The following is a 20,614-nucleotide window of genomic DNA, read 5'->3' on the forward strand; positions in this document are numbered from 1 at the left end:
CCAGAAACGTGCCTTTGTAGCGACGACGACCCGTTCGCTCACGCCACCGATCGCCGCCATCGACCCTGCGGCGGTGTTAATCGATCGACACCCCACCGCCTGTTGCGTAGAGGCGCTGTTGGACGCTCTCACGATCCAACCAACGGAACTGTGACAGTTGTCGCATAATTGATCGGATATTGGTCGAAGTACGGGAACTCGATCACGAAAGCATATCTGGCCGTGAGATGCGCCATGCGGAAGCCGCCGCTGGGAGGGTCGATTGCTATCGTCACATCGACATCTTTCAATCCCAAACCCAGCAATTTTTCTGTGGCTATGGCCTCTATTTCGGCCTCGGTCAGCGAGTTCTTCAAATGCAGCGCACGTGAGGACGTTTCCAGCGTATAGCGAACGCTGGACATGGCATTCAGAGCCCAGCCGAATGCGAAGATACCGAACAAAAGCATTATCAGAAAAGGTGCGATCAGCGCGAATTCCAGCCCAGTCCCGCCTGATGCATCACGGCTGAACGCTCTCGCGATCCGCTTAGCGGACACGGATCACCTCTTGATGGCCGATCTCGCGAGAAAGAGAAAACGCGCCAAAAATGAAGGGCGGGGACCAGGTCGCCGTCGCTTTTATTTCCACGAAGACCGAGGGAGCTTTCGTCCCCCCGTTGCACAGGCTCGATGCATCGACCACGGTGCTTCCGCACATGTATTTCCGGCCCAGTGTAACCTGTGCGCCTTCGGGATGGTTTTCCCAACTTGAAAGGGCGACGGCTTGGGTGGCCGCGTCGTCGGTTGCTCCCTCCATCACAAGATTTGCCGCCGTCTTGACGCTTGCGCGCATCGACAGCGAGCTTGATACGAAAGACCAGCCGTCAATGATGCCGAAAAGCACCAGGCAAAGGATCGGCACAATCAGGGCAAACTCCACCGCAGCAACACCCGAATCGTTCCGGAAAATCCGACCTGACCGCCGTTCCATGACGATTACTCGACAAGGTGAACGGATTGCGCGGCTGGGATCTCTCGCATTCCGAGGCTCGTGCAGTCCTGCTTGATGCTTGTAGCGCCGGACCACTCGATCGTATCGGCGACGACCTGTGTGCAACCACCTTGGCCCGAGAAATTGCCGAGATATTTAACCGCCTGCGTTGGAAAATACAGAACACCGGTCAAAAGCGAATCCGCCGTGCCATTAAACGTGTTCGATCCCGCCAGGTTTGCTCTGTCGCCGTAAAACAGCACACCCGAATAGGTGCCTGACGTCGGTGCGCTAAGCTTGACGGTGGCCGTGCCGTTCATGCTGACGCCGGAGCTGCCGGCCAGATAGATGATGACTCCGTCGCCGGAAATATTTGCGTTCGCGCCTGCTTTGAAATCGCCCCCCTCAACGACATATACCCCAGGCGAGAGCGTTACACTGCCGCTCAAGCTGAGCCCCTTGCAGTATCTTCCAGGTTGCAAGGTCGACTGATTGTCGTTTTGACAAGGATTCGTGGCTGGCGGCGCCGGCAAGTCGGCAAAAGGATCTGCAGCGGGCAGCGCCTGGGTAAGCGGGTTCGCGCAAACGGTTTTTACAACGTTGCTCAATGAAACACCGCCTGCCGATATCAGGCAATCGGCCTCCAGATATGCCGACCCTTGAAGCTTGAGGGCGTCCGCGGCGATTGAATCCGACATGACGGAGCAGCCGGTCAGCTTGAGGTTCGAACTGCCGGAAAATAGCGCCGCTCTCGAAGCGGAAGGATTCAGCGCCAGAACGCAGGCTTTTGACGCGTCCGTGATAAGAGCCACTGCCCTTGCCTGTGCGCCGACCGCGCTTTGACTGAAGATCGATGTGAAAAATCGATCGAGCGTCTGATGGACGACTACTTCAACAGCCTTTTTTGCGACATTCGGTCCGGACGATGGAGGCGTGAAGACCTCGATTGTGCCTGTCGATGGTCCCCAGCCGTTCGTGATCGCTGACAGTGTCGCGGCCGAGACAATCATTGGCTTGTCGGATCCCGAAATTTTTTCCAAAGCGCCAGCATAGGCTGCCGCATCTGCCACCGCCTGTAGCTTCAGGCTGCTGTAATACCAGTAGGAAGTCTCGACACCGAGTCCCGCCCCGCCGACAACAATCGGCAAAGACAGGGCAAAAATAATAGCAACGTTGCCGCTCTCGCTGATTCGTCGCGGACAGCTGAAAAAACGCCTGAAGGTATCGCCACCCCATCCCATTTGCCTATTCAAGCAGCGATGCATAAAGGAATGACTAAGATTTTCACTCGATTTGTTAGCTGCGCCATCCGCCGACGTTGAACCAGCTCTTTCCAGTTCCCGGGGGCATGCGCAAGAAATTATCGACGGCGGCCGGTTTCGTTGGCAAAAGGCTGCCGTTCCCTGCTATTCCCCTAAAAATCAAAAGCAGTGGACTTGCGCATGACTAATGTCGCCTTGACCGGGCTTGCCCGCGATCTCGCCAAGCGCGCTGCGGAAGGCCGACCGGTGCGCATCGGCGTCATCGGCTCCGGCGAGATGGGCACCGACCTGGTGACGCAAGGCATGCTGATGCCGGGCATTTCGGTGTGCGCCGTCTCGACCCGCCGCCCGCACACCGCGCGTGATGCCATCCGCATCGCCTATGGCGATGAGGCGATGGCGCGCGAGGCCGATACGCCGTCGAAACTCAGCGAGGCGATAGAGAGCGGAAAAATAGCCATCACCTCGAACGAGATGCTGGTCACCAATCCGCTGATCGACGTCGTCATCGACGCCACCGGCAAGCCCGGCGTCGCCGCGGATTTCGACCTGATGGCGATGCAGCACGGCAAGCATCTGGTGATGATGAATGTCGAGGCCGACGTCACCATCGGCGTTTATCTGAAGCAGCAGGCCGACCGGCTCGGCGTCGTCTACTCGGTCGGCGCCGGCGACGAGCCGTCGAGCTGCATGGAACTGATCGAGTTCGCCTCCGCGCTCGGCTACACCATCGTCTGTGCCGGCAAGGGCAAGAACAACCCGCTCAACCATGACGCCGTCCCTGACGACTATCGCGCGGAAGCGCTGCGCCGCAACATGAACCCACGCATGCTGGTCGAGTTCGTCGACGGCTCGAAGACCATGGTCGAGATGTGCGCCATCGCCAACGCCACCGGGCTGGTGCCCGACATTGCCGGCATGCACGGTCCCAAGGCCGACCGCGATGAATTGGCCAAGGTGCTCATCCCGCGCGCCGACGGCGGCATCCTGTCGAGGAAGGGCGTCGTCGACTACACCATCGGCAAAGGTGTGGCGCCCGGCGTCTTCGTGATCGTCGAGGCCACCCATCCGCGCATCATCGAGCGCATGGACGATCTGCATATCGGCCATGGACCCTACTACAGCTTCTTCCGGCCCTATCATCTGACCTCGCTGGAAGTGCCGCTCACCGCCGCGCGCATCGTGCTCTATGGCAAGCCGGACATGGTGCCGCTGTCGAGGCCGGTTGCCGAAGTCTGCGCCGTGGCCAAGCGCGATCTGGCGGCGGGAGAGACATTCGACGCGATCGGCGAGACCTGCTACCGCTCCTGGACGATGACTGTCGAGGAGGCCCGCGCCAACCGCGCCGTGCCGGTCGGCCTGCTCGAAGGCGGCAAGGTGCTGAGACCGGTCAGCAAGGGCGAGCTGCTGACATCAGCCAATGCCGCGCCCGACCCGACCACCAGGCTGTTCGCCTTGCGCCGGCTGCAGGACGAGATGCTGTATGGGGCGGGGTAGTGCGCAGAATTTTGATGCCGGCGGACAGCGCGCCCCTCTGTCCTGCCCTCTTTGCCAAAACTTGGCATCTCCCCCACTTGGGGGGAGATTGGCAGCTTCTGGCGGCCACTCACCACTGCGATGTTGGAGATAGGCGAAAGCCGGCGTGACGTCCGATCTCCCCCCAAGTGGGGGAGATGTCCGGCAGGACAGAGGGGGGCGCGAAGGATCGCTACGGAACGTTTGTTATTGCAACTGATCGTCGACCTTCGCCGCCGGCGACTCGCAAAGCCGCCGCTATTTTCCCAGTTCGATCGACCGCAGCCGTGCCGCCTCCACCGCTTCGGTGAGCAGGTGGATCAGCCGGTCCTCGCCCATCAGCACGGCAAGTGCGGCGGCCGTTGTGCCGTTGGGGCTGGTCACCTGCTGGCGCAGCACGCCCGCATCTTCGCCGCTTTCGGCGGCGAGCGAGGCGGCGCCATAGACCGTCTGCACGGCCAGCAGCCTGGCGGTTTTGGCTGGCAACCCGGCCGTCTCGGCAGCCACCGCCAGTGCTTCGATGAAATGGAAGACATAGGCCGGGCCAGACCCTGACACCGCCGTCACCGCGTCCATCAGGCCCTCGTCGTCGATATCTGTCACTTCGCCGCTCGCCGAGAGCAGATCGGCAACGAAACGTTTCGTATCGATGAAAACCAGCCGGTTGGAAAACACCACCATCATGCCCTTGCCGATCGCCGCCGGCGTGTTGGGCATGCAGCGCACGATCGGCGCGCGATCGCCCAGAATGGCCTCGAAAGTGGCGACCGGCGTTCCGGCGGCGATGCTGAGGAAGGTGGTGCGGCCATCGTTGAAGCGCTTGTAGGCGGCGGTCACCTCACGGATCACTTGCGGCTTCACCGCAATGACGATGAGGGCCGGCACCGCGTCCGCCGGAATGCCGCCGGCATCCGAGGCAGCATTGCAACCCAGCGCTTCAGCGCGCTTGCGCAGATCGGCATTGGGCTCGACCACGAAGACCGCCGCCGGGGGGAGCTTGCCCGATTTCAGCCAGCCGGAGAGCATGGCGTAGCCCATATTGCCGCAGCCGGCGAGAACAAGCCTGATCGTCATGGAAAACCTCCGCAGAGCATTGGGCCTAAAAGTGGGTACCGGTTTTGGCAAAATCCGATGCTCAAACCAAAAGATGTTCTCCCATAGACCCTCGCGACTAGGCGGGAAAGCCCCTGGTGGGACGGAGGATCAGGACGGACCACGGACCGCCATCGGCCGCAGCGACACTTGCCTCAGGCCGAACATGCCGAACACGAAGAGCAGCCAGACCGGGTCGGCGCGATGGAAGAAGAAGCTTTCGAGGAAGGCGTTCAGCGCTGCGAACAGCACCACCATCATGAAGAAGTCGCCGAGATAGATGTTCTCCTTGCGCAAGGGAATGCGCATGTAATCGCGCAGCGGCGCGACCAGGAACGTGTAGACCGCCACGCACAGCGCCGGGATGCCCATCAGCACGGCGATGTCGAGATAGCCGTTATGGCCGTGCACGATGGTTCTGATGTCCCAGGCGCGGTCGAAGGGCTGGTCCTGGTTCAACAGCAGCGGCGTGCCCCAGAAGCTCTCGAAGCCATAGCCGGTCCATGGCCGCTTCGCCAGCATCTCGCCGGCGAACTCCCAAAGAGTCGTGCGCCCGGTGTAGGTCAGGTCGGGGAAATAGAATGCAGCCAGATGCTTCACCGGCGGCAGGAAGACGATGCCCAGCGTGCCAATCGCTGCGGCGATGATGGCCAGCGCGAACAGGATCGGCGTGCCAAGCCGCATGCCGATGAGGCTTGGCAGCACGACGATCAGGATCGAAAACGGCACCAGTCCGGCCGTCGTCTTGGAACCGGTGTGCAGCATGAAGATCATCGCCGCGCAAAAGATCGATGCGCCCCAGAGCCGCTGTCCGCGCCGGTAGAGGTACAGCCCGGCGAAGCTGAAGCAGGCCATGACGGGCCCGGCGATGTTCTTGTGGGTGAACACGCCGCGCCACAGGCCGGCATGTTCCGGCTCCAGCGACGCGGCGGTGTGCAGCGCCTCGTTTGGAAAGACGATGAGCCCGATATAGGACAGGCCCATGACGACGACGATGGTGAAGATGATGACTTTCGAGAAAGCTTCGGCGTCGCGCGGCAGCGCCAGGATCGTCGCCATCGTCAAAATGCCGATCAGCGTGAAGAAGGCGGCGCGCATGGCAGACGGCGGATCGGTTGCCATCACCACCGAGAACATCAGGAAAGCCAGCATCAGCAGCCAGGACGGGCTGAGCAGCGAGCGCACCACGCGCGGGTCGGCAAAAGCCATGAGCGAGAAGACCGAGATCGCGCCAAGCGAGCCGAAGCCGAGCTGGTTGACGATGTCGCCGCCATCGCCGGTCGTTGCGGCGCCGGCCGGCTGGAACGGCCGGAACGACACCAGGATGACGGTGAACAGCAGCGCGGCGACCGCGGTCGCGACACCGTCGCGTGTGAAGGCCGCGCTGAGCGGCGCGCGTTCAGTTCTTCTCAGGCTGCCGGTATTGCTCATTGGCGTATCCGAATTCGGCAAGCACGCGGCCGACAGCGACATGGATTGGGTATAAGGCCGTCGCCAACGACCCCGTCCGCGCCAGCCTGGCCCCGCCGCGAAACGGCGAGACGGCAAGCAGCGCCAGGCTCTTCAAGAAAACCCTGGTGCCGGCGAACGGCGTGCCGGCCCGCTTCTTCTTCTCGACCAGTGTCGAGATGACGCCGTTGCGCAGGCTGCGGGCACGGATCCAATCGGCCTCGATGCGCCGGGCCGGAACTGTTTCATGCACTTGCGCTTCCGCGCACCAGCCAAGCACAAAACCTGTTTGTGCCGCCCGGCTCAGGAAATCGGAATCGCCGCCGCCCATGAAGTTGAATTTCAGGTCGAGGAAGGGCGGCCCCATGGCGGTGAGCACGTTGCGGCCGACCAGCAAATTGCCGGAGGAATACAGCGCGGGCACCCGCCCGGTCTGCCGATAAGGTGGCGCAAAGACCGGGTGCTCGGCCCAACTGGCATGGGCCGCGTCGGCAAACACAGGCATTTGCGGGCCACCGACAATATCGGCACCGAGCGTCTCGGCCGCATGGCACATGCGCTCGAGCCACTGCGGATCGGCGATCTCGTCGTCGTCGATGACCAGCAGGTGGCTGAAGTCAGGAAAGTGGAGGATAGCCGTCTGCCAGCCGGCATTGTAGGCGCTGCAATTGCCGCGCTCATGCGCGACGATCACCATGCCCGGGATGTCGCCGCCCTCGAACAGCGGCAGCGCCGCCCTGGCGCCGGCGCGCGCCTCGGCTTCGTTCTCGATGACGATGATTGCGAAACGTCTGCCGGTTTCCTGGGCCTTGAGCGATGCCAGCGTCGCCAGCAGTTGCTCGGGCCGTTTGAAGGTCGGCAGCGTAACGACCGCCTCGACAGCAGCGGCGACAAGTCCCGGCGACCGCCCTGCGATCGATACCGATCCGTCCGATGGCAAAGGGATCATCCGTGTCCAGCCCGGGATGGTGAGTTTGGCTCTCGATAGCATCGCGGTGATAACGTTTCGTTAATCACCTTCGCGGACAAGCCGGCAAATCGGCAACGCCGGGCCACCAGATAGCTTCACTTAATCAAGGCTTCACCGCGCCTTGCTAACCAATCAGCGCTGGAAGGTGAGATGCATCTGCTGTTCGCCACATCGATCGTGCCCGACGGGGCCCTTGCCTCGGGCTACGAGATCGCCAATGCCGCGATCATCGCCGCGTTGCGGCGCGCCGGCGCGCGGGTCACGGTGATCGGCTTCACCTGGCCGGGCAAGCCTGCGAGCGATCCGCAAAACACCATCGTACTCGGCGCCGTCGATGTGCGCACGGAAACCGCCTCATCGCTGCAAAAGCTCGCCTGGGTTGCAAGGGCGATGCTCTCCGACCTCACTTTCGCGTCGGTCAAGCTGCGCGTGGTCAACGACAGCGATGTCCGCGCCGCCGTCAAACGCGCCGGCCCTTTCGACGGCTACGTCTTGAATTCCGTGCAGTTCGCCGGCGCCTTCGAAAGGCTTTTCGGCGACCGGCCGTCGATCTTCGTCGCCCACAATGTCGAGCATCGTTCGGCGCGTGAGAACGCCGCTGCCGCCGGCGGCCTTTTCCAGCGCCTGCTGTTTCGCCGTGAGGCAAGGCTGCTCAAGACTGTGGAAGAACGGCTCTGCCGCCGGGCACGCTTCGTCTTCACGCTGGCCGAGGAAGATCGCTCAGCGCTCGGCGTCGCCTCCGACGACCGTTCGGCGGTGCTGCCGCTGGTGACCTGCGCCGAGCCGCCGGTGCAAAAAACCCCTCGCCGCATCGACTGCGACGCGGCGCTGATCGGCACCTGGACCTGGCAGCCGAACCGCATCGGCCTCGACTGGTTCCTGGAAAAGGTAGTGCCGCATCTCAGGCCCGATTTCCGGGTCAGGATTGCCGGCGGCATGCCGTCCGGCCTCGCGTCCGCGCATCCCGGCGTCGAATTCGTCGGCCGCGTGCCGGACGCGCAGGCTTTCGTGCGCAGCGCCGCCGTCATCCCGCTGATCAGCACCTCCGGCAGCGGCGTGCAGCTCAAGACCATCGAAACCTTCGAGCTCGGCCTGCCTTCCGTCGCCACCAGCCATTCGCTGCGCGGCATCGACCATCGCCCGGTGAATTGCGTGGTGACCGATGATCCGGTCGCCTTCGCCGGCGCCCTTGAAGCAGCAGTGGCTGATGTCGGGGACGTCGACGGCAGCGCTTTCCACCGCCGGCAGCTGAAGGCGCTCGATGCCGCAATCAGGCTCGGCCTGGAAAAGCTCGGGCCTGTCGGCCAGGAGATGTTTGCATGAATGTGCACAACGCCCGCGCCGTTTTCGGGGCCGACAGCTTGAAATCGATCCTGGGCATCCCGGTCCTTGCCATCCGCTGGGACGATGCGGTCGCGCACCTGACCCGGTTGATTGCAGAGCGGCGCTTCACCAAGGTCACCTTTCTCAACGCGCACAACGCCAATGTCGCCTATACGGACCCGGTCGTTGCCGAGGCGCTCGACGATTTTCTCATCCTGCCGGACGGCGTCGGCGTCGATCTGGCGGCGAAACTGCTTTACGGAGCATCGTTTCCGGACAATCTCAACGGCACCGATTTCATCCCTGCCTTCCTGCAGGCGTCCGCCAGGCCGCTGACCGTGGGGCTGCTCGGCGCGACCCGTGTCAACGCCGAGGCGGCGTCGAAGAAGCTGGCAGCGCTCGCGTTGCAGCACCGGTTCGTCGTCATCCATGACGGTTATTTCTCTCCCGCCGAGGAGCCGGCAATCGTCGATCGCATCGCCAGATTGCGGCCGGACGTGCTGCTTGTCGCCATGGGCGTGCCGCGCCAGGAATTATGGATCGCGCGCCACATCGACGCGCGCCACTGCACGCTGCCGATCGCCGTCGGCGCGCTGCTCGATTTCCTGAGCGGCACGGTGCCGCGGGCGCCGCTGTGGATGCGTCGGCTCAGGCTCGAATGGCTGTTTCGGTTGTGCATCGAACCGGGCCGTCTCTGGCGCCGCTATGTGGTCGGCAATCCCCTGTTCCTGTGGCGCGTCATCGGCCAGAAATTCTTGCACAGGCCCGCTGCTGCCAAAACTCGCCCCAGAGCAAGCCCCGGAGCAGATCATTGAACAACCGGTTCGTGCCGCGCCCTGACACCGAGGCCGATTTCCTCCACCGGACGCCGACGGCGGCGGTCGTGACGGCAAGCTATGCGCCGGATTTGGAGCGCTGCCGCCTGCTGTGCGACACAATCGACCGCTACGTTTCCGGCGTGGCGCACCACTATATTCTTGTCGAGCATCGTGACGTGGCGCTGTTTCGTCAGTTGGAGAACAATCGCCGCACCATCGTCGACGAGCGGGACCTGTTGCCGCGCTGGCTGCATGCCTTCGACGATCCGCTCAGCCTGTTCCGCCGGCGCATCTGGCTCAGCCTGAAGACCAAACCGCTGCGCGGCTGGCATGTGCAGCAGCTTCGCCGCATCGCGATATCGGCGCATGCCGGCGAAGACGTGCTGGTCTTCTGCGATTCCGACGTGGCGTTCCTAAAACCTTTCGACTGCAGCGGCTTCTGGCGCGATGGCAAGGTGCGGCTGTTCCGCCGCGACGGCGTGCTGTCCGGTGACGGTCATGAGGAGCATCGCATCTGGTCGCGCAATGCCGGTTCGGCGCTTGGCATCGAGCCATCGGAGGTTTCGACCCACGACTACATTTCGACGCTGATTGCCTGGCGCCGCGAAACCGTGACGGCGCTGTGCGCGCGGATCGAGAAGATCCATGGCCGCAACTGGGTCGAAGTCATCGGTGCGGCGCGCAAATTCTCCGAATGCATGATCTACGGCCGCTATGTCGACGACGTGCTCGCCGGCGCCGGCCATTTCCATGGCTCGGAGGAGTTCTGCCGCGTCCACTGGACGGGCGAGGCGCTGTCGGATGACGAGTTCCGCCGTTTCGTCGCCGCCATGGCGCCGCAACAGGTGGCCATCGGCATGCAGTCGTTCATCGGCACCGACGTCGGCCGCATCCGCCGCCTGATCGGGCTCGATTAGTCCGAGAATCAAAACTCATCGCCCTTTAGCGACCGGGCTTAGGCCCCCGACCTTCCCATTTACCCCGGTAGGAGGTGATGAAAGGGTGGGAAGTCGCCTGTTACTGACGGCAGCGCAGGTTCCGTCGCGTGAGCTCGTTGACCGAGGTGCAGCCCATCAGCTTCATGCCACGCTCAATCTCGATCTGCATCAATTCCAGCGCGCGTTCGACGCCGGCCTGCCCGGCGGCCGCCAGTGGGAAAAGGTAGTAGCGGCCCAATCCGACGGCCTTTGCGCCCAGCGACAGGGCCTTGAGCACGTGGGTGCCGCGCTGCACGCCACCATCCATCATCACATCGATTCTGTCTCCCACCGCATCGACGATCTCGGCAAGCTGGTCGAACGCGGTACGCGAGCCGTCGAGTTGGCGACCGCCGTGATTGGAGAGGACAATTCCGGTGCAGCCAATCTCGACCGCACGCCTGGCATCCTCGACCGACATGATGCCTTTCAGGCAGAACTGTCCGCCCCAGTGCTGCACCATCTCGGCAACGTCGCCCCACGACATGGAGGGGTCCAACATCTCCGTGAAGTAGCGGCTGATCGACATCGCGCCGCCGCCCATGTCGACATGGCCATCGAGCTGTGGCAGCCGGAACCGCTCATGCATATAGTAGTTGATCGCCCATGACGGTTTGACCGCGAACTGCGCGATGCCAGCGAGATTGAGCTTGAAGGGGATGGCGAACCCCGTTCTCTTGTCACGCTCGCGGTTGCCGCCGGTGATGCTGTCCACCGTCAGCATCATCACCTCTACTCCCCTGCTTGGCCCGGGCCATCATCTCGCGGTTCAATCCGCGGTCCTTGTGGAAGTAGAATTGGTAGACTTGCGGCCCATTGCTGATCTGGCGCGCCTCTTCGAGGCTGACGGTGCCGAGCGAGGAGACGCCGAACATCGTGCCATATTTCGCCGCCGCTGCCGCCACCGCACGTTCGCCCTGATGGTGGAACAGGCGCTGGAGCGCTGTTGGCGAGCAGTAGGCCGGCATCGCTAGCTTCTGGCCCATGACGGTCACCGACATGTCCACATTGGTCACGCCGCGCAGAACATTCGGCACCAGGTCGCAGTCATCGAAGGCAGCCCTGTTGCGCCGATAAGTGACTTCGTCATCGGCCGCACCGTCAATGTAGTTGAAGATCGGTCGGGGAAGGCGCTGTTTGGCCATGCTGCGGAAGTCATGGAAGTTGTGGCAATTCCTCAGACGCATCTCATCACTCTGTTGGCCCGGCTCATCTGCCCGATAGCACACTGCTGCGCGATGCCTAACTGACGCGGGCTGAACGATAAACGGCCGCAACGGGCCGGTAGCAGTCGGGGCGCGAACGTCGCTCTGGAGAAGCGGCGGCAAGGCTCGCCGCTACCCGACACCCGGCATTTTTCGAGTGAACGACCAGTCTCGGGCGACAATTTCGATGGTCTCATCTCGAAAATAGAACAAGAAATGCCGTGATGTCGGACTGTCCGGCGACAGAACCCCCCAATCGGGCTCGTCGACTGCCCCGCCGTCGCCGATCACTTCGTAGAACTCCCCCCATTTTGGAGCTTGATTGCTATAACGGGCTTCACCTGTAAACTACGCGTGATCATTTGTGGCGTCCCATCGCCAGCGACTACTGCCAACGAATCGAAGTGTCCATCCCATCTCGGCATCGACGGCAGCCAGCTGGTCGACCTAGACCGGCTTCGCCGGCCTGCGCATCGCCGAATAGGTGAGCAGCGCCGAGGCGAGATAGAGCAGCAGGAAGACGAGATTGAGCGAGAGCACCAGATCGGGTGTGTCCAGGATATGGGTCAGCACATAGGTCAGCAGCACCGCCTTCAGCCCGGCAAGCAGCGCCAGGTTGATCGCCCGCACCAGCGTCTGGCCGCGCGCGAACAGAAGCTCGGCCTGGTATTCGACGAGATTGCGCAGGCCCGGCACGCAGATCGCCAGCGCCACCAAAGGGGCGGCCTTCGCAACATTCCTGCCCAGCGCGTTGGGGAAGAAATGCAGCACGATGGCGAGTGTCGCCAGCGCCAGCGTCGAGACCGCGAATACGCCGCCTTCGATACCGCTCTTGACCGAAAGGCGCGACAAAAGTTCCGGCGCCCGCATCATGCGCTGAACCAGCATCATCGAGAAGGTGCGGATCGGGATCGCCGTCAGGTCGACCAGCCGCATGATGATGGCATAGATGCCGGCGAGGTGCGGACCGCCGATCGCCAGCACCAGCAGCTTGTCGAATTCCATCTGCAGGTAGAACAGCACCTCTGCGCCGGCCACGTAGATGGAATCGGCGAGCCGCCGCAGATAGAGCGCCAGCCGCAGCCGCAGCCGCAGGCGCGGATAGAAAAATCCGAAGGCGATGAGCAGCGAGGCGGCGTTGGTGCCGATGTAATACCAGGACCAGGCTCCTATGGTCGGCTGCGCCGCGAACATGAACAGCACGGCGCCGAGCGCCCGCAAGGCCGTCGCCAGGATCGTCAGCAGGGCGGCGCGACCGAATTTGCCGAGACCGTTGTTGACGATCAGCGCCACCTCGACCGGCCGCCACAGCAACGCCTCGGCAAACACGATCGCCGCAAAGACCGACAGCGGCACGGTGCCGGCAAAGAAGACCAGGTAGACGCCGTAGGAGGCCGCAGCCAGCAACGGCAGCGATATCGCGCCAAACAGCAGGAAGCCGGCCGTGAAGGTGCCGATCAGATTGGGGCGGATGGTGGCGGTTCGGTAAAGCGCCGAGATGAAGCCGAAGGCCAGGATGCGCGACAGCATCACGCCGGCCGCCGAAGCGGTGGCAAACATGCCGAACTCGGCGATCGACAGCGTGTTGGCCAGCGCGATGAAATAGGCGAGCGAAAACACCAGCCGCCCGCCCGCGCCACTGATCGCCGAAAGATAGTCGCGTACCAGCCGCCGTCGCTCGGCGACGAAAGCGCCGGTCCGGGCGAGAAGCCGTTTTTGCGGGATGTTGCCAGCCTGAGTCATGTGTCGAGACAGCATAGGGCCGGAAAGTTTAACGCGCGGTTCTGGGCGCTTTCGATGCTTTCAGGAAAGGCACAACCCTAGAGGGAAACCGTGTCTTCAAGGCTGAGAAATTAACCTTTTATTTCCTATGCTTGTTTAGCGTGGTTTAACGAATGGCTGACCGCGCGTCCAAGCCGCAAAGGGCAAGCTCCACGACAATGGTCGACAGGCAAAACCGTGAAGATTGGAAGCGCGAGCGGTCCTTGCTGGCGCTCGGCCAGGCGTTGCGCGGCGAAGAAGAACCATCGCTGGTTGCGATCGGGGACCGGGCAGACCCGTCATGGCGCGACGATGCCGCAACGCGCCATCGTGTCGCGCGCTTACGCCGCGAGGGGCGGGCGCATCCGGAAGTCTCGGCAAACCCGGAGCCCTCGGCGACCCCGGAACGCTGGGTGACTCCGGAGTTATCGGCAAACGATGAAACAAGCCGGTTTCACGCCGAGGATGCATCGGCCTCGGCCGCGCGGATGCCGCCTGAGACCGACGACGCCGTTGAAGCGGACTATGCCGACGCCGCGTTCGATCCTCGATACGCCAGGCAGCGGGAGGAGCCGGTTTCAGCCGCTGTTTCCGAGGGCCGCCGCTCCGATGCCGACCCCCGATACGCCGCGTTCGACCCCCGATACGCCGCACCCGAGCCTCGAGACGCCGCACCCGAACCTCGATATGCCGCACCCGAACCCGGATATGCAGATGCCGAGCGGCGGTCTTCCCGTCAGGATGACGACAGACAAGAATGGAAGCCGTTGATCGACCCGATGCAGGTCGTCCGCGGCATTGCCCGCTCGAAGCTGCTGATCGTCGCCATGACGATACTGGGCGCCACGCTTGGCGTCGCCATCGCGCTGTCGACGCCGAAGAAATACGAAGCCACCGCAGAGCTGATCGTCGACCCGCGCGACCTGAAGCTCACCGACCGCGACCTCACGCAATCCGTGGTTGCGTCCGACGCGACGCTGGCCATTGTCGAGAACCAGGTTCGCGTGCTCACCTCCGGTACCGTTCTGAACAAGGTCGTGGACAAGCTCAATCTCGTCAATGATCCGGAGTTCAACGGGCAAGGTTCCGATGGCCTGGGGATGATGACGGTCATCCAATCGATCCTGTCGCGCAATGACGGGCCGGCTGCCGGTGAAGGCCGCCGCCGTGCGCTGGCCGTCGCCAATCTGGCCGAGAGCCTTGCGGTCGAGCGCGGCGGCAAGACCTTTGTCATCTCCGTCAGCGCCACAACGCAAAATGGTGAGAAGTCGGCGCTCATCGCCAACACGATGACGGATGTCTTTCTGCAGACCTTCGGCCAGATCCAGTCCGACACCGCTGGCCGCGCGACCAACGAGCTGACGGGCAGGCTAGACGAGCTGCGCAAGGGCGTCGAAGCGGCTGAGCGCAAGGTCGAGGACTTCAGGGCCGCGCACGACCTCGTCGACGCGCAAGGCCACCTGATCAGCGACGACGAGATGCTCAAGCTCAACCAGCAGCTGGCCATCGCCCGCGCGCGCACGCTGGAACTTAACGCCCGCGCGGCGTCGGCGCGCTCGATCGACGTGAATTCGGTTCTGAGCGGCACCTTGCCGGAGGAGATCAACTCCAACACCATGAGCGAGTTGCGCTCGCAATACGCGACGCTCAAGCAGGAGGCCGACCGCGCCGCGATCCGGCTCGGGCCGCGCCATCCCGAGCTCCAGGCGCTCAATGCCCAGCTTGCCGGATCGCGCGAGCGTATCGCCGGGGAACTGCGCCGCATCGCCTCGTCGCTGCAGGTCGACCTCAGGCGCGCCGTGCAGCTCGAACAGGATCTGGCCTCCCGGCTGGCGCAGTTGAAGGTCCGCAGCGGCGACGTCAACAGCGATCTGGTCACGCTGCGCGAACTGGAGCGCGAGGCCGCCGCCAAACGCTCCGTCTATGAGCAATATCTTCTCCGCGCCAAGGAGACCGGCGAGCAGAAGGACATCAACACCGCCAACATCAACGTGATCTCCAAGGCGTTCGCCCCGCTCGAGCCAAACGGACCGTCGCGCGCCATGACGGTGCTTGCCGGCCTGCTGGCAGGGCTTGCTTCCGGTGTCGGCCTCGGCGCCATGCGCGGCGCTTATGCGAGCTTGCGCGAAACCGCCGATTCGCGGCCGCGCCGCCGGGCAGAAGGGCGCCGGACATCCATTGAAGACAAAGCATACAAGGCGTCGCCGCCCGTTCCGCCCCATGCCGGGCAAGTGCCTCATCCGCAGCAGCAGTATCGGCGAGCCTCGTCGGACGAGGCAGATCAGGCTTCGAAAGCCGCTGAACAGCAAGCCTCCATCGAGGAAATCCGAGCCAGCTTGCGCGAATTCCGCGAAGCGGTTCGCGAACTCACCGAAAGCCGATCGCGGCGCTATTTCTGAGCGCCGAATAGAATAAAAGCCATCGGTTTCGAGTTAGCGGCATAAGACGGCGCTTTGACGGGATTGCCCGGTCGGATTTTCGTGAAAATGCCGCCCGAAGCAGAACGTGTTGAGGATGGTTGATGGCCGAGTTGATCGACGGAAAAAGCGTTGCCGAAGGCGTAGTGCGGCGCGTCAAGGCCCTGACGATCGAACTGATGGAAAAGGGCGCGCACAAGCCCGGTCTCGCCGTGGTCATCGTCGGCGAGGATCCGGCGAGCCAGGTTTACGTCGCCTCTAAATCCCGCACCGCCAAGGAATGCGGCTTTCATTCGGTCCAGCACACGCTGCCGGCGGAAATATCCGAACAGGAACTGCTTGCCATCATCGGCGAACTCAACGCCGATCCCGGCATCAACGGCATCCTGGTGCAGCTTCCATTGCCTGGCCATATCGATGCGGGCAAGGTCATCCAGGCAATAGCGCCGCAAAAGGATGTCGACGGCTTCCACTTCATCAATGTCGGCAAGCTCGGCACCGGCGAACTGGAGACGGCGTTCGTGCCTTGCACGCCGGCCGGCTCGATGCTGCTCATCGAGCGTGTGCGCGGCAAGGATCTTTCCGGGCTCAATGCGGTGGTCGTCGGCCGCTCCAATATCGTCGGCAAACCGATGGCCAATCTTCTGCTTGCCGCCAACTGCACCGTCACTGTCGCGCACAGCCGCACGAAGGACCTGGCTGCACTGGCGCGCACCGCCGACATTCTCGTTGCCGCTGTCGGCAGAGCTGAAATGGTCAGGGGTGACTGGGTCAAACCGGGCGCCACCGTCATCGACGTCGGCATCAACCGCATCGCGGCGCCAGAAAAGGGCGAAGGCAAGACCCGTCTCGTCGGTGACGTCGCCTTTGCGGAGGCGGCCAGGACCGCCGGCGCCATCACGCCGGTGCCCGGCGGCGTCGGACCGATGACCATTGCCATGCTGATGGCCAACACGCTAGCTTCCGCCTATCTCGCGGCCGGATTGAAACGGCCGTCTTTCTGAACCTGGAAAGCCCAAAGCTTTGCCGAACCTCACTGTTCCCCCAGAGCGGCCGGTCACCAATGATCCCATTCACGGCGGCCGGCAGTTCGGGTTCCTGCTGGTTGACAAGTTTTCCATGTTCTCGCTGGCCGCCGCAATCGACACGTTCCGGTCGGCCAACCGGCTGCTCGGCCACGACTTCTATGGCTGGACGACGGTGTCGGCCGACGGCGATGCCGTCATGGCCTCCAACGGCCTGCCGCTCAAGATCGACTACGCTGTCGCCGATCTGCCGCCGGTCGATATTCTTTTCGTCTCGGTCGGGCTGACGACCGAGTTTCCCGGCAAGAGCAAGGTGCTGGCGGCGTTGCGCAGCTGGGGCCGGCGCGGCAACGCGCTCGGCGCACTGTCGGTCGGCTCCTATCTGCTCGCCGAGGCAGGCCAGCTCGAAGGCTATCGCTGCACCATCCACTGGGAAAACCGCGCCGGCTTCGTCGAACGGTTTCCCGACATCAACTGCACCGGCAATGTCTTCGAGATCGATCGCAAGCGTTACACCTGCGCCGGCGGCACCACCTCCATCGACCTGATGCTGGAGATCGTGCGCGGCGATTTCGGCTCGAGCCTCGCCAACGGCGTCGCCAACCAGTTCCAGCACGAGCGAATCCGCTCCGCCGGCGACCGCCAGCGCGTCGGTCCTGAGCGCGACCTGACCGGAAAATCGGAGAAGCTGCGCCGCATCGTCGAGCTGATGGCCGACCATCTCGACGAGCCGCTGTCGGCGGTGCAACTCGCCAAGTCGGCGGGCCTGTCGGTGCGGCAAGTCGAGCGGCTGTTCCTGCGCCACCTCAGTGTGACGCCCGGTCGCTATTACATGCGGCTCAGGCTTGAGCGGGCACGCGAATTGCTGCGCCAGACCAACATGCCGATCCTCGACGTGGCGATCGCCACCGGCTTCACCTCGCACTCCTATTTTGCCCAGAGCTACCGGCTGCAGTTTGGCCGGCCGCCTTCCGAAGAGCGACGCACGACATATTGAGTGGTTTGGCGCAGTCAGCCCCGCCAACCCCTCACGTGCCCCGGCGCCCGGGCTTGTATCCTGACGCGGCGTCAAATAGCTTCCCCCGGCGGCACGGACTGGCGGGCATGGACTGGCTGGCAGAAGCTGACTGGCTGCGACGAACTGGCGACCACTGACTGGGGGGAGATTTCATGGCGGGACTTGCACGGAGCATCGTTGCGGCGGCGCTCCTGTTGTGGATGACGACGCTCGGCCTTGCCGCCGACCGTGTCGTCATCGTTCTCGACGCCTCCGGTTCGATGTGGGCGCAGATCGACGGCAAGCCGAAGCTCGAAATCGCCCGCGAATCGCTGCGAACGGTGCTGCAATTGGTCCCCGCCGACAAGGAAATCGGCTTCATGGCCTATGGCCATCGGGAGAAGGGCAGTTGCGAGGACATCGAGCTCATCGTGCCGCCGCAGGCTGGCTCGGCAGGTGCTGTTTCCACTGCCGCCGACAGCCTGAAATTCATCGGCAAGACGCCGCTGACATCAGCCGTCAGGCAGGCGGCCGAGGCGCTGAAATACACCGAGGACAAGGCCACCGTCATCCTGATCACCGACGGGCTCGAGACCTGCAAAGGCGACCCCTGCGCGCTCGGCAGGGAACTGAGGGCTGCCGGTGTCGACTTCACCGTAAACGTCGTCGGCTTCGGCCTGACCGCGGACGAGGGCAGGCAGGTTGCTTGCCTCGCCGACAACACCGGCGGCAAATACATCCAGGCGTCGGATGAGAAGGCGCTGCAGGACGCGCTGGTCGAGACCATCGCCGCCGCACCTGCACCGGCGCCCGAACCAGCGCCGGCGCCGCAGCCGGCCGCCGCGCCGGAAAAACCGGAGTTCAACTTCATCCCCGCCGTGGTGCTCGCCGAGGGCGGCGATCCCGTCACCGACGGCAATTCTTGGGAGATCCACCAGGCGAAGTCCGACGGCACGCGCGGCGAATACGTCGCCACCGAATACGGAGCTTATAAAGGCAATTTGGAGCCGGGTGATTACACAGTCGTGGCGCGCCATGGCGAGGCCAGGACCGAACAGAAGATCACGATCGAGGCGGGCCAGGTCTACAAGCCCCTGTTCGTGCTCGATGCCGGCACGCTCATCATTCATCCGCGGCCAAGCGAGGGAGCGGATGTGGCCGATGGTGCGGCTGTCGTGATCGCCTATCCGGGCGTTGAAATGCCGGCGACCTATTATGGCCACACCAAGGTGGTGTTGCCGGCCGGCGATCAGAAAGTGACGGTCAGGATCGGGCAGGGCGAGGTTACCGAAACCATCCCGCTCGCTGCCGGCAAGGTCGTCGACAAGGATATCATCGTCGGCGTCGGCCATGTCGTTGCCAACGCCTACTACATTGCCGGCGGCGACAAGGCCGACGGCTCGGGCATTGGCTTCAAGGTGTTCAAGGCAAAAAAGAAGCTCGACGGAACGAGGCAAGAGGTGGCTTATGCCTATGGCCCCGACAGCAAGTTCGATCTGCCGCCCGACGACTATGTGCTGACGGCGACGGTCGACCTTGCCGTCGTCGAGCAGCCGTTCAGCGTCAAGGCCGGTGAGCATCAGGATCTGCAGATCGCCATCAATGCCGGCGTGCTGGCGATCACCGCGCCAGGAGCTTCGAAGATCGAGATTTTCGATGCGAAGAAGGACATCAATGGCAACCGCAAATCGCTCGGCTACGCCTTTGACGAGAAATATCAGGCGGCGCTGCCGGCCGGCGAGTATGCGGTCGTTTCGGAGAAGTCGGACAACAGCTCGAAGGAAAGCGCGGTGACCATCAAGGCCGGCGAGCGTTCCGAACTGACGGTGCAGTAGGGACATTCGACGTCTGAAAAAGGGTGGTCGTGAAGACCCGCCCCTAACCCAAATTGGAACCCAAGTATCTTGCAGCGCAATATTCGCCTGCGGCGCAGACGTTTCGCGCGGTTTAGCTTGCTGTAAAAATTTCGCAAAGCATTCTGTTCGCTGGATCGTCGCAGAACATCCGGTTTTGCGATGTCGCAAATATCAGTCGCGAAACCGATTCAAAACTCGGGAATTTTGCGACAAGAACCGGGTAACGACCCCACAAGAAAAAATTTCGGGCATGTGTCGGGGCGCTTGGCTGTCGTTCGTCTTGTATACCCGACACGACGGGGAGATTTTGCAGCATGGCGAAGATCGTATTCGGAATGAACCAGTCCCTCGACGGCTATGTCGACCACCAGGAATTGCCTGCGCCAAGTCCCGCGCTCTTTCGTCACTGGATAGAGCACGTGCGCGACCTGACCGGCAGTGTGTACGGTCGCCGCATGTACGAGGCCATGCGCTATTGGGACGAAGACCGTCCTGAGTGGAGTACGGAGCAACACGAGTTCGCGGCGGCGTGGCGGCGCCAGCCGAAATGGGTTGTATCGCGCTCGTTGAAGTCGGTCGGTCCCAATGCCACGCTTATCGCGGATGACGTCGAGGTAGTGATACGCAGGCTAAAGGCCAAGCTAACAGGAGAGATTTCCGCTTCCGGACCAGAGTTGGCGCAAAGCCTGACCGAAATGGGTCTGATCGACGAATACCGCCTCTACCTTCACCCCGTGGTGCTTGGTCGCGGCAAGCCCTTCTTCGCCGGCTCTCGGCCACCGCTCCGCCTTGCGGCCAGCGAGCGAATCGGCGGGGAAGTCATCAGGTTGACCTACGTTCCCGCCTGATTACAGACCACGCCGATGAGAAGGCGATGCATCGAAATCCCCCTTTCGGTTCAGCATACGTTGCGGAAAGGATTCGGAAGAACGACGGCTGCGGGTGGGGAGATCGCCATTCGGCGGGGATCGGCCG

General features: G+C 63.0%; 16 protein-coding genes and 1 pseudogene. 9 read left to right on the forward strand and 8 right to left on the reverse strand.

The annotated features are described in order from the left end of the window. Positions 1–128: 128 nt before the first annotated feature. From AC0L3O_RS00635 to AC0L3O_RS00645, 3 genes are read right to left on the reverse strand one after another with little or no spacing between them, the layout of a single operon-like run. Positions 129–539: a TadE/TadG family type IV pilus assembly protein gene (locus AC0L3O_RS00635; RefSeq protein ID WP_023800272.1), complete on the reverse strand. Its 411-nt coding sequence runs from the start codon at positions 537–539 to the stop codon at positions 129–131. After that, positions 529–972 (reverse strand): TadE/TadG family type IV pilus assembly protein, encoded by a 444-nt coding sequence (locus AC0L3O_RS00640; RefSeq protein ID WP_027155565.1) that lies wholly within the window; start codon positions 970–972, stop codon positions 529–531. Before AC0L3O_RS00640 ends, AC0L3O_RS00635 begins: the two co-directional genes overlap by 11 nt. Before the next feature lie 5 nt (positions 973–977). Continuing rightward, on the reverse strand, positions 978–2,213 hold the full coding sequence (locus tag AC0L3O_RS00645; RefSeq protein WP_473534320.1) for a TadE/TadG family type IV pilus assembly protein: 1,236 nt from the start codon (positions 2,211–2,213) through the stop codon (positions 978–980). Positions 2,214–2,414: 201 nt separating this feature from the next. Here AC0L3O_RS00645 and AC0L3O_RS00650 point away from each other — a divergent pair, with 201 nt between their 5' ends. Further along, complete coding sequence (locus AC0L3O_RS00650) at positions 2,415–3,731, forward strand: NAD(P)H-dependent oxidoreductase (protein ID WP_419694309.1); 1,317 nt, start codon at positions 2,415–2,417, stop codon at positions 3,729–3,731. A gap of 276 nt (positions 3,732–4,007) precedes the next feature. Here AC0L3O_RS00650 and proC read toward each other — a convergent pair whose 3' ends face one another. The 3 genes from proC to AC0L3O_RS00665 all read right to left on the reverse strand — a co-directional run bounded on the left by proC (position 4,008) and on the right by AC0L3O_RS00665 (position 7,239). Beyond that, positions 4,008–4,823, reverse strand: coding sequence for a pyrroline-5-carboxylate reductase (gene proC / locus AC0L3O_RS00655; protein WP_473534321.1), 816 nt, complete (start codon positions 4,821–4,823; stop codon positions 4,008–4,010). A gap of 129 nt (positions 4,824–4,952) precedes the next feature. Then, a complete protein-coding gene (locus AC0L3O_RS00660) occupies positions 4,953–6,272 on the reverse strand; it encodes an O-antigen ligase family protein (protein ID WP_473534322.1) in 1,320 nt (439 codons plus the stop codon). Further along, positions 6,241–7,239: a glycosyltransferase family 2 protein gene (locus tag AC0L3O_RS00665; RefSeq protein WP_473534323.1), complete on the reverse strand. Its 999-nt coding sequence runs from the start codon at positions 7,237–7,239 to the stop codon at positions 6,241–6,243. The genes AC0L3O_RS00660 and AC0L3O_RS00665 overlap by 32 nt, the downstream gene beginning before the upstream one ends. Before the next feature lie 171 nt (positions 7,240–7,410). Between AC0L3O_RS00665 and AC0L3O_RS00670 the strand changes: the two genes are divergently transcribed. From AC0L3O_RS00670 to AC0L3O_RS00680, 3 genes are read left to right on the forward strand one after another with little or no spacing between them, the layout of a single operon-like run. Continuing rightward, positions 7,411–8,583, forward strand: coding sequence for a glycosyltransferase (locus tag AC0L3O_RS00670; protein WP_473534324.1), 1,173 nt, complete (start codon positions 7,411–7,413; stop codon positions 8,581–8,583). Further along, on the forward strand, positions 8,580–9,398 hold the full coding sequence (locus AC0L3O_RS00675; RefSeq protein WP_287067502.1) for a WecB/TagA/CpsF family glycosyltransferase: 819 nt from the start codon (positions 8,580–8,582) through the stop codon (positions 9,396–9,398). The genes AC0L3O_RS00670 and AC0L3O_RS00675 overlap by 4 nt, the downstream gene beginning before the upstream one ends. Further along, positions 9,395–10,318, forward strand: a complete 924-nt coding sequence (locus AC0L3O_RS00680) for a DUF6492 family protein (protein ID WP_128247758.1) — start codon at positions 9,395–9,397, stop codon at positions 10,316–10,318. The genes AC0L3O_RS00675 and AC0L3O_RS00680 overlap by 4 nt, the downstream gene beginning before the upstream one ends. A gap of 100 nt (positions 10,319–10,418) precedes the next feature. Here AC0L3O_RS00680 and AC0L3O_RS00685 read toward each other — a convergent pair. Both AC0L3O_RS00685 and AC0L3O_RS00690 read right to left on the reverse strand, forming a co-directional pair. Further along, positions 10,419–11,565 (reverse strand): annotated as a pseudogene (locus AC0L3O_RS00685) (alpha-hydroxy acid oxidase). Between the two features lie 465 nt (positions 11,566–12,030). After that, on the reverse strand, positions 12,031–13,326 hold the full coding sequence (locus tag AC0L3O_RS00690; protein WP_473534325.1) for a lipopolysaccharide biosynthesis protein: 1,296 nt from the start codon (positions 13,324–13,326) through the stop codon (positions 12,031–12,033). 152 nt (positions 13,327–13,478) lie between these two features. On the opposite strand from AC0L3O_RS00690, the gene AC0L3O_RS00695 reads away from it, so the two are divergent. The 5 genes from AC0L3O_RS00695 to AC0L3O_RS00715 all read left to right on the forward strand — a co-directional run bounded on the left by AC0L3O_RS00695 (position 13,479) and on the right by AC0L3O_RS00715 (position 20,487). Further along, a complete protein-coding gene (locus AC0L3O_RS00695; RefSeq protein ID WP_473614480.1) occupies positions 13,479–15,743 on the forward strand; it encodes a GumC family protein in 2,265 nt (754 codons plus the stop codon). 122 nt (positions 15,744–15,865) lie between these two features. Further along, positions 15,866–16,765, forward strand: a complete 900-nt coding sequence (gene folD, locus AC0L3O_RS00700) for a bifunctional methylenetetrahydrofolate dehydrogenase/methenyltetrahydrofolate cyclohydrolase FolD (protein ID WP_287236404.1) — start codon at positions 15,866–15,868, stop codon at positions 16,763–16,765. Positions 16,766–16,784: 19 nt separating this feature from the next. Further along, on the forward strand, positions 16,785–17,783 hold the full coding sequence (locus tag AC0L3O_RS00705; RefSeq protein ID WP_023800286.1) for a GlxA family transcriptional regulator: 999 nt from the start codon (positions 16,785–16,787) through the stop codon (positions 17,781–17,783). Between the two features lie 173 nt (positions 17,784–17,956). Further along, on the forward strand, positions 17,957–19,618 hold the full coding sequence (locus AC0L3O_RS00710) for a vWA domain-containing protein (protein WP_473614482.1): 1,662 nt from the start codon (positions 17,957–17,959) through the stop codon (positions 19,616–19,618). Positions 19,619–19,953: 335 nt separating this feature from the next. After that, the gene (locus AC0L3O_RS00715) at positions 19,954–20,487 is read left to right on the forward strand and encodes a dihydrofolate reductase family protein (RefSeq protein ID WP_473614484.1); all 534 of its coding nucleotides are present in this window, start codon (positions 19,954–19,956) and stop codon (positions 20,485–20,487) included. Positions 20,488–20,614: the final 127 nt, after the last annotated feature.

It is taken from the genome of Mesorhizobium sp. WSM4810 (assembly GCF_055811235.1).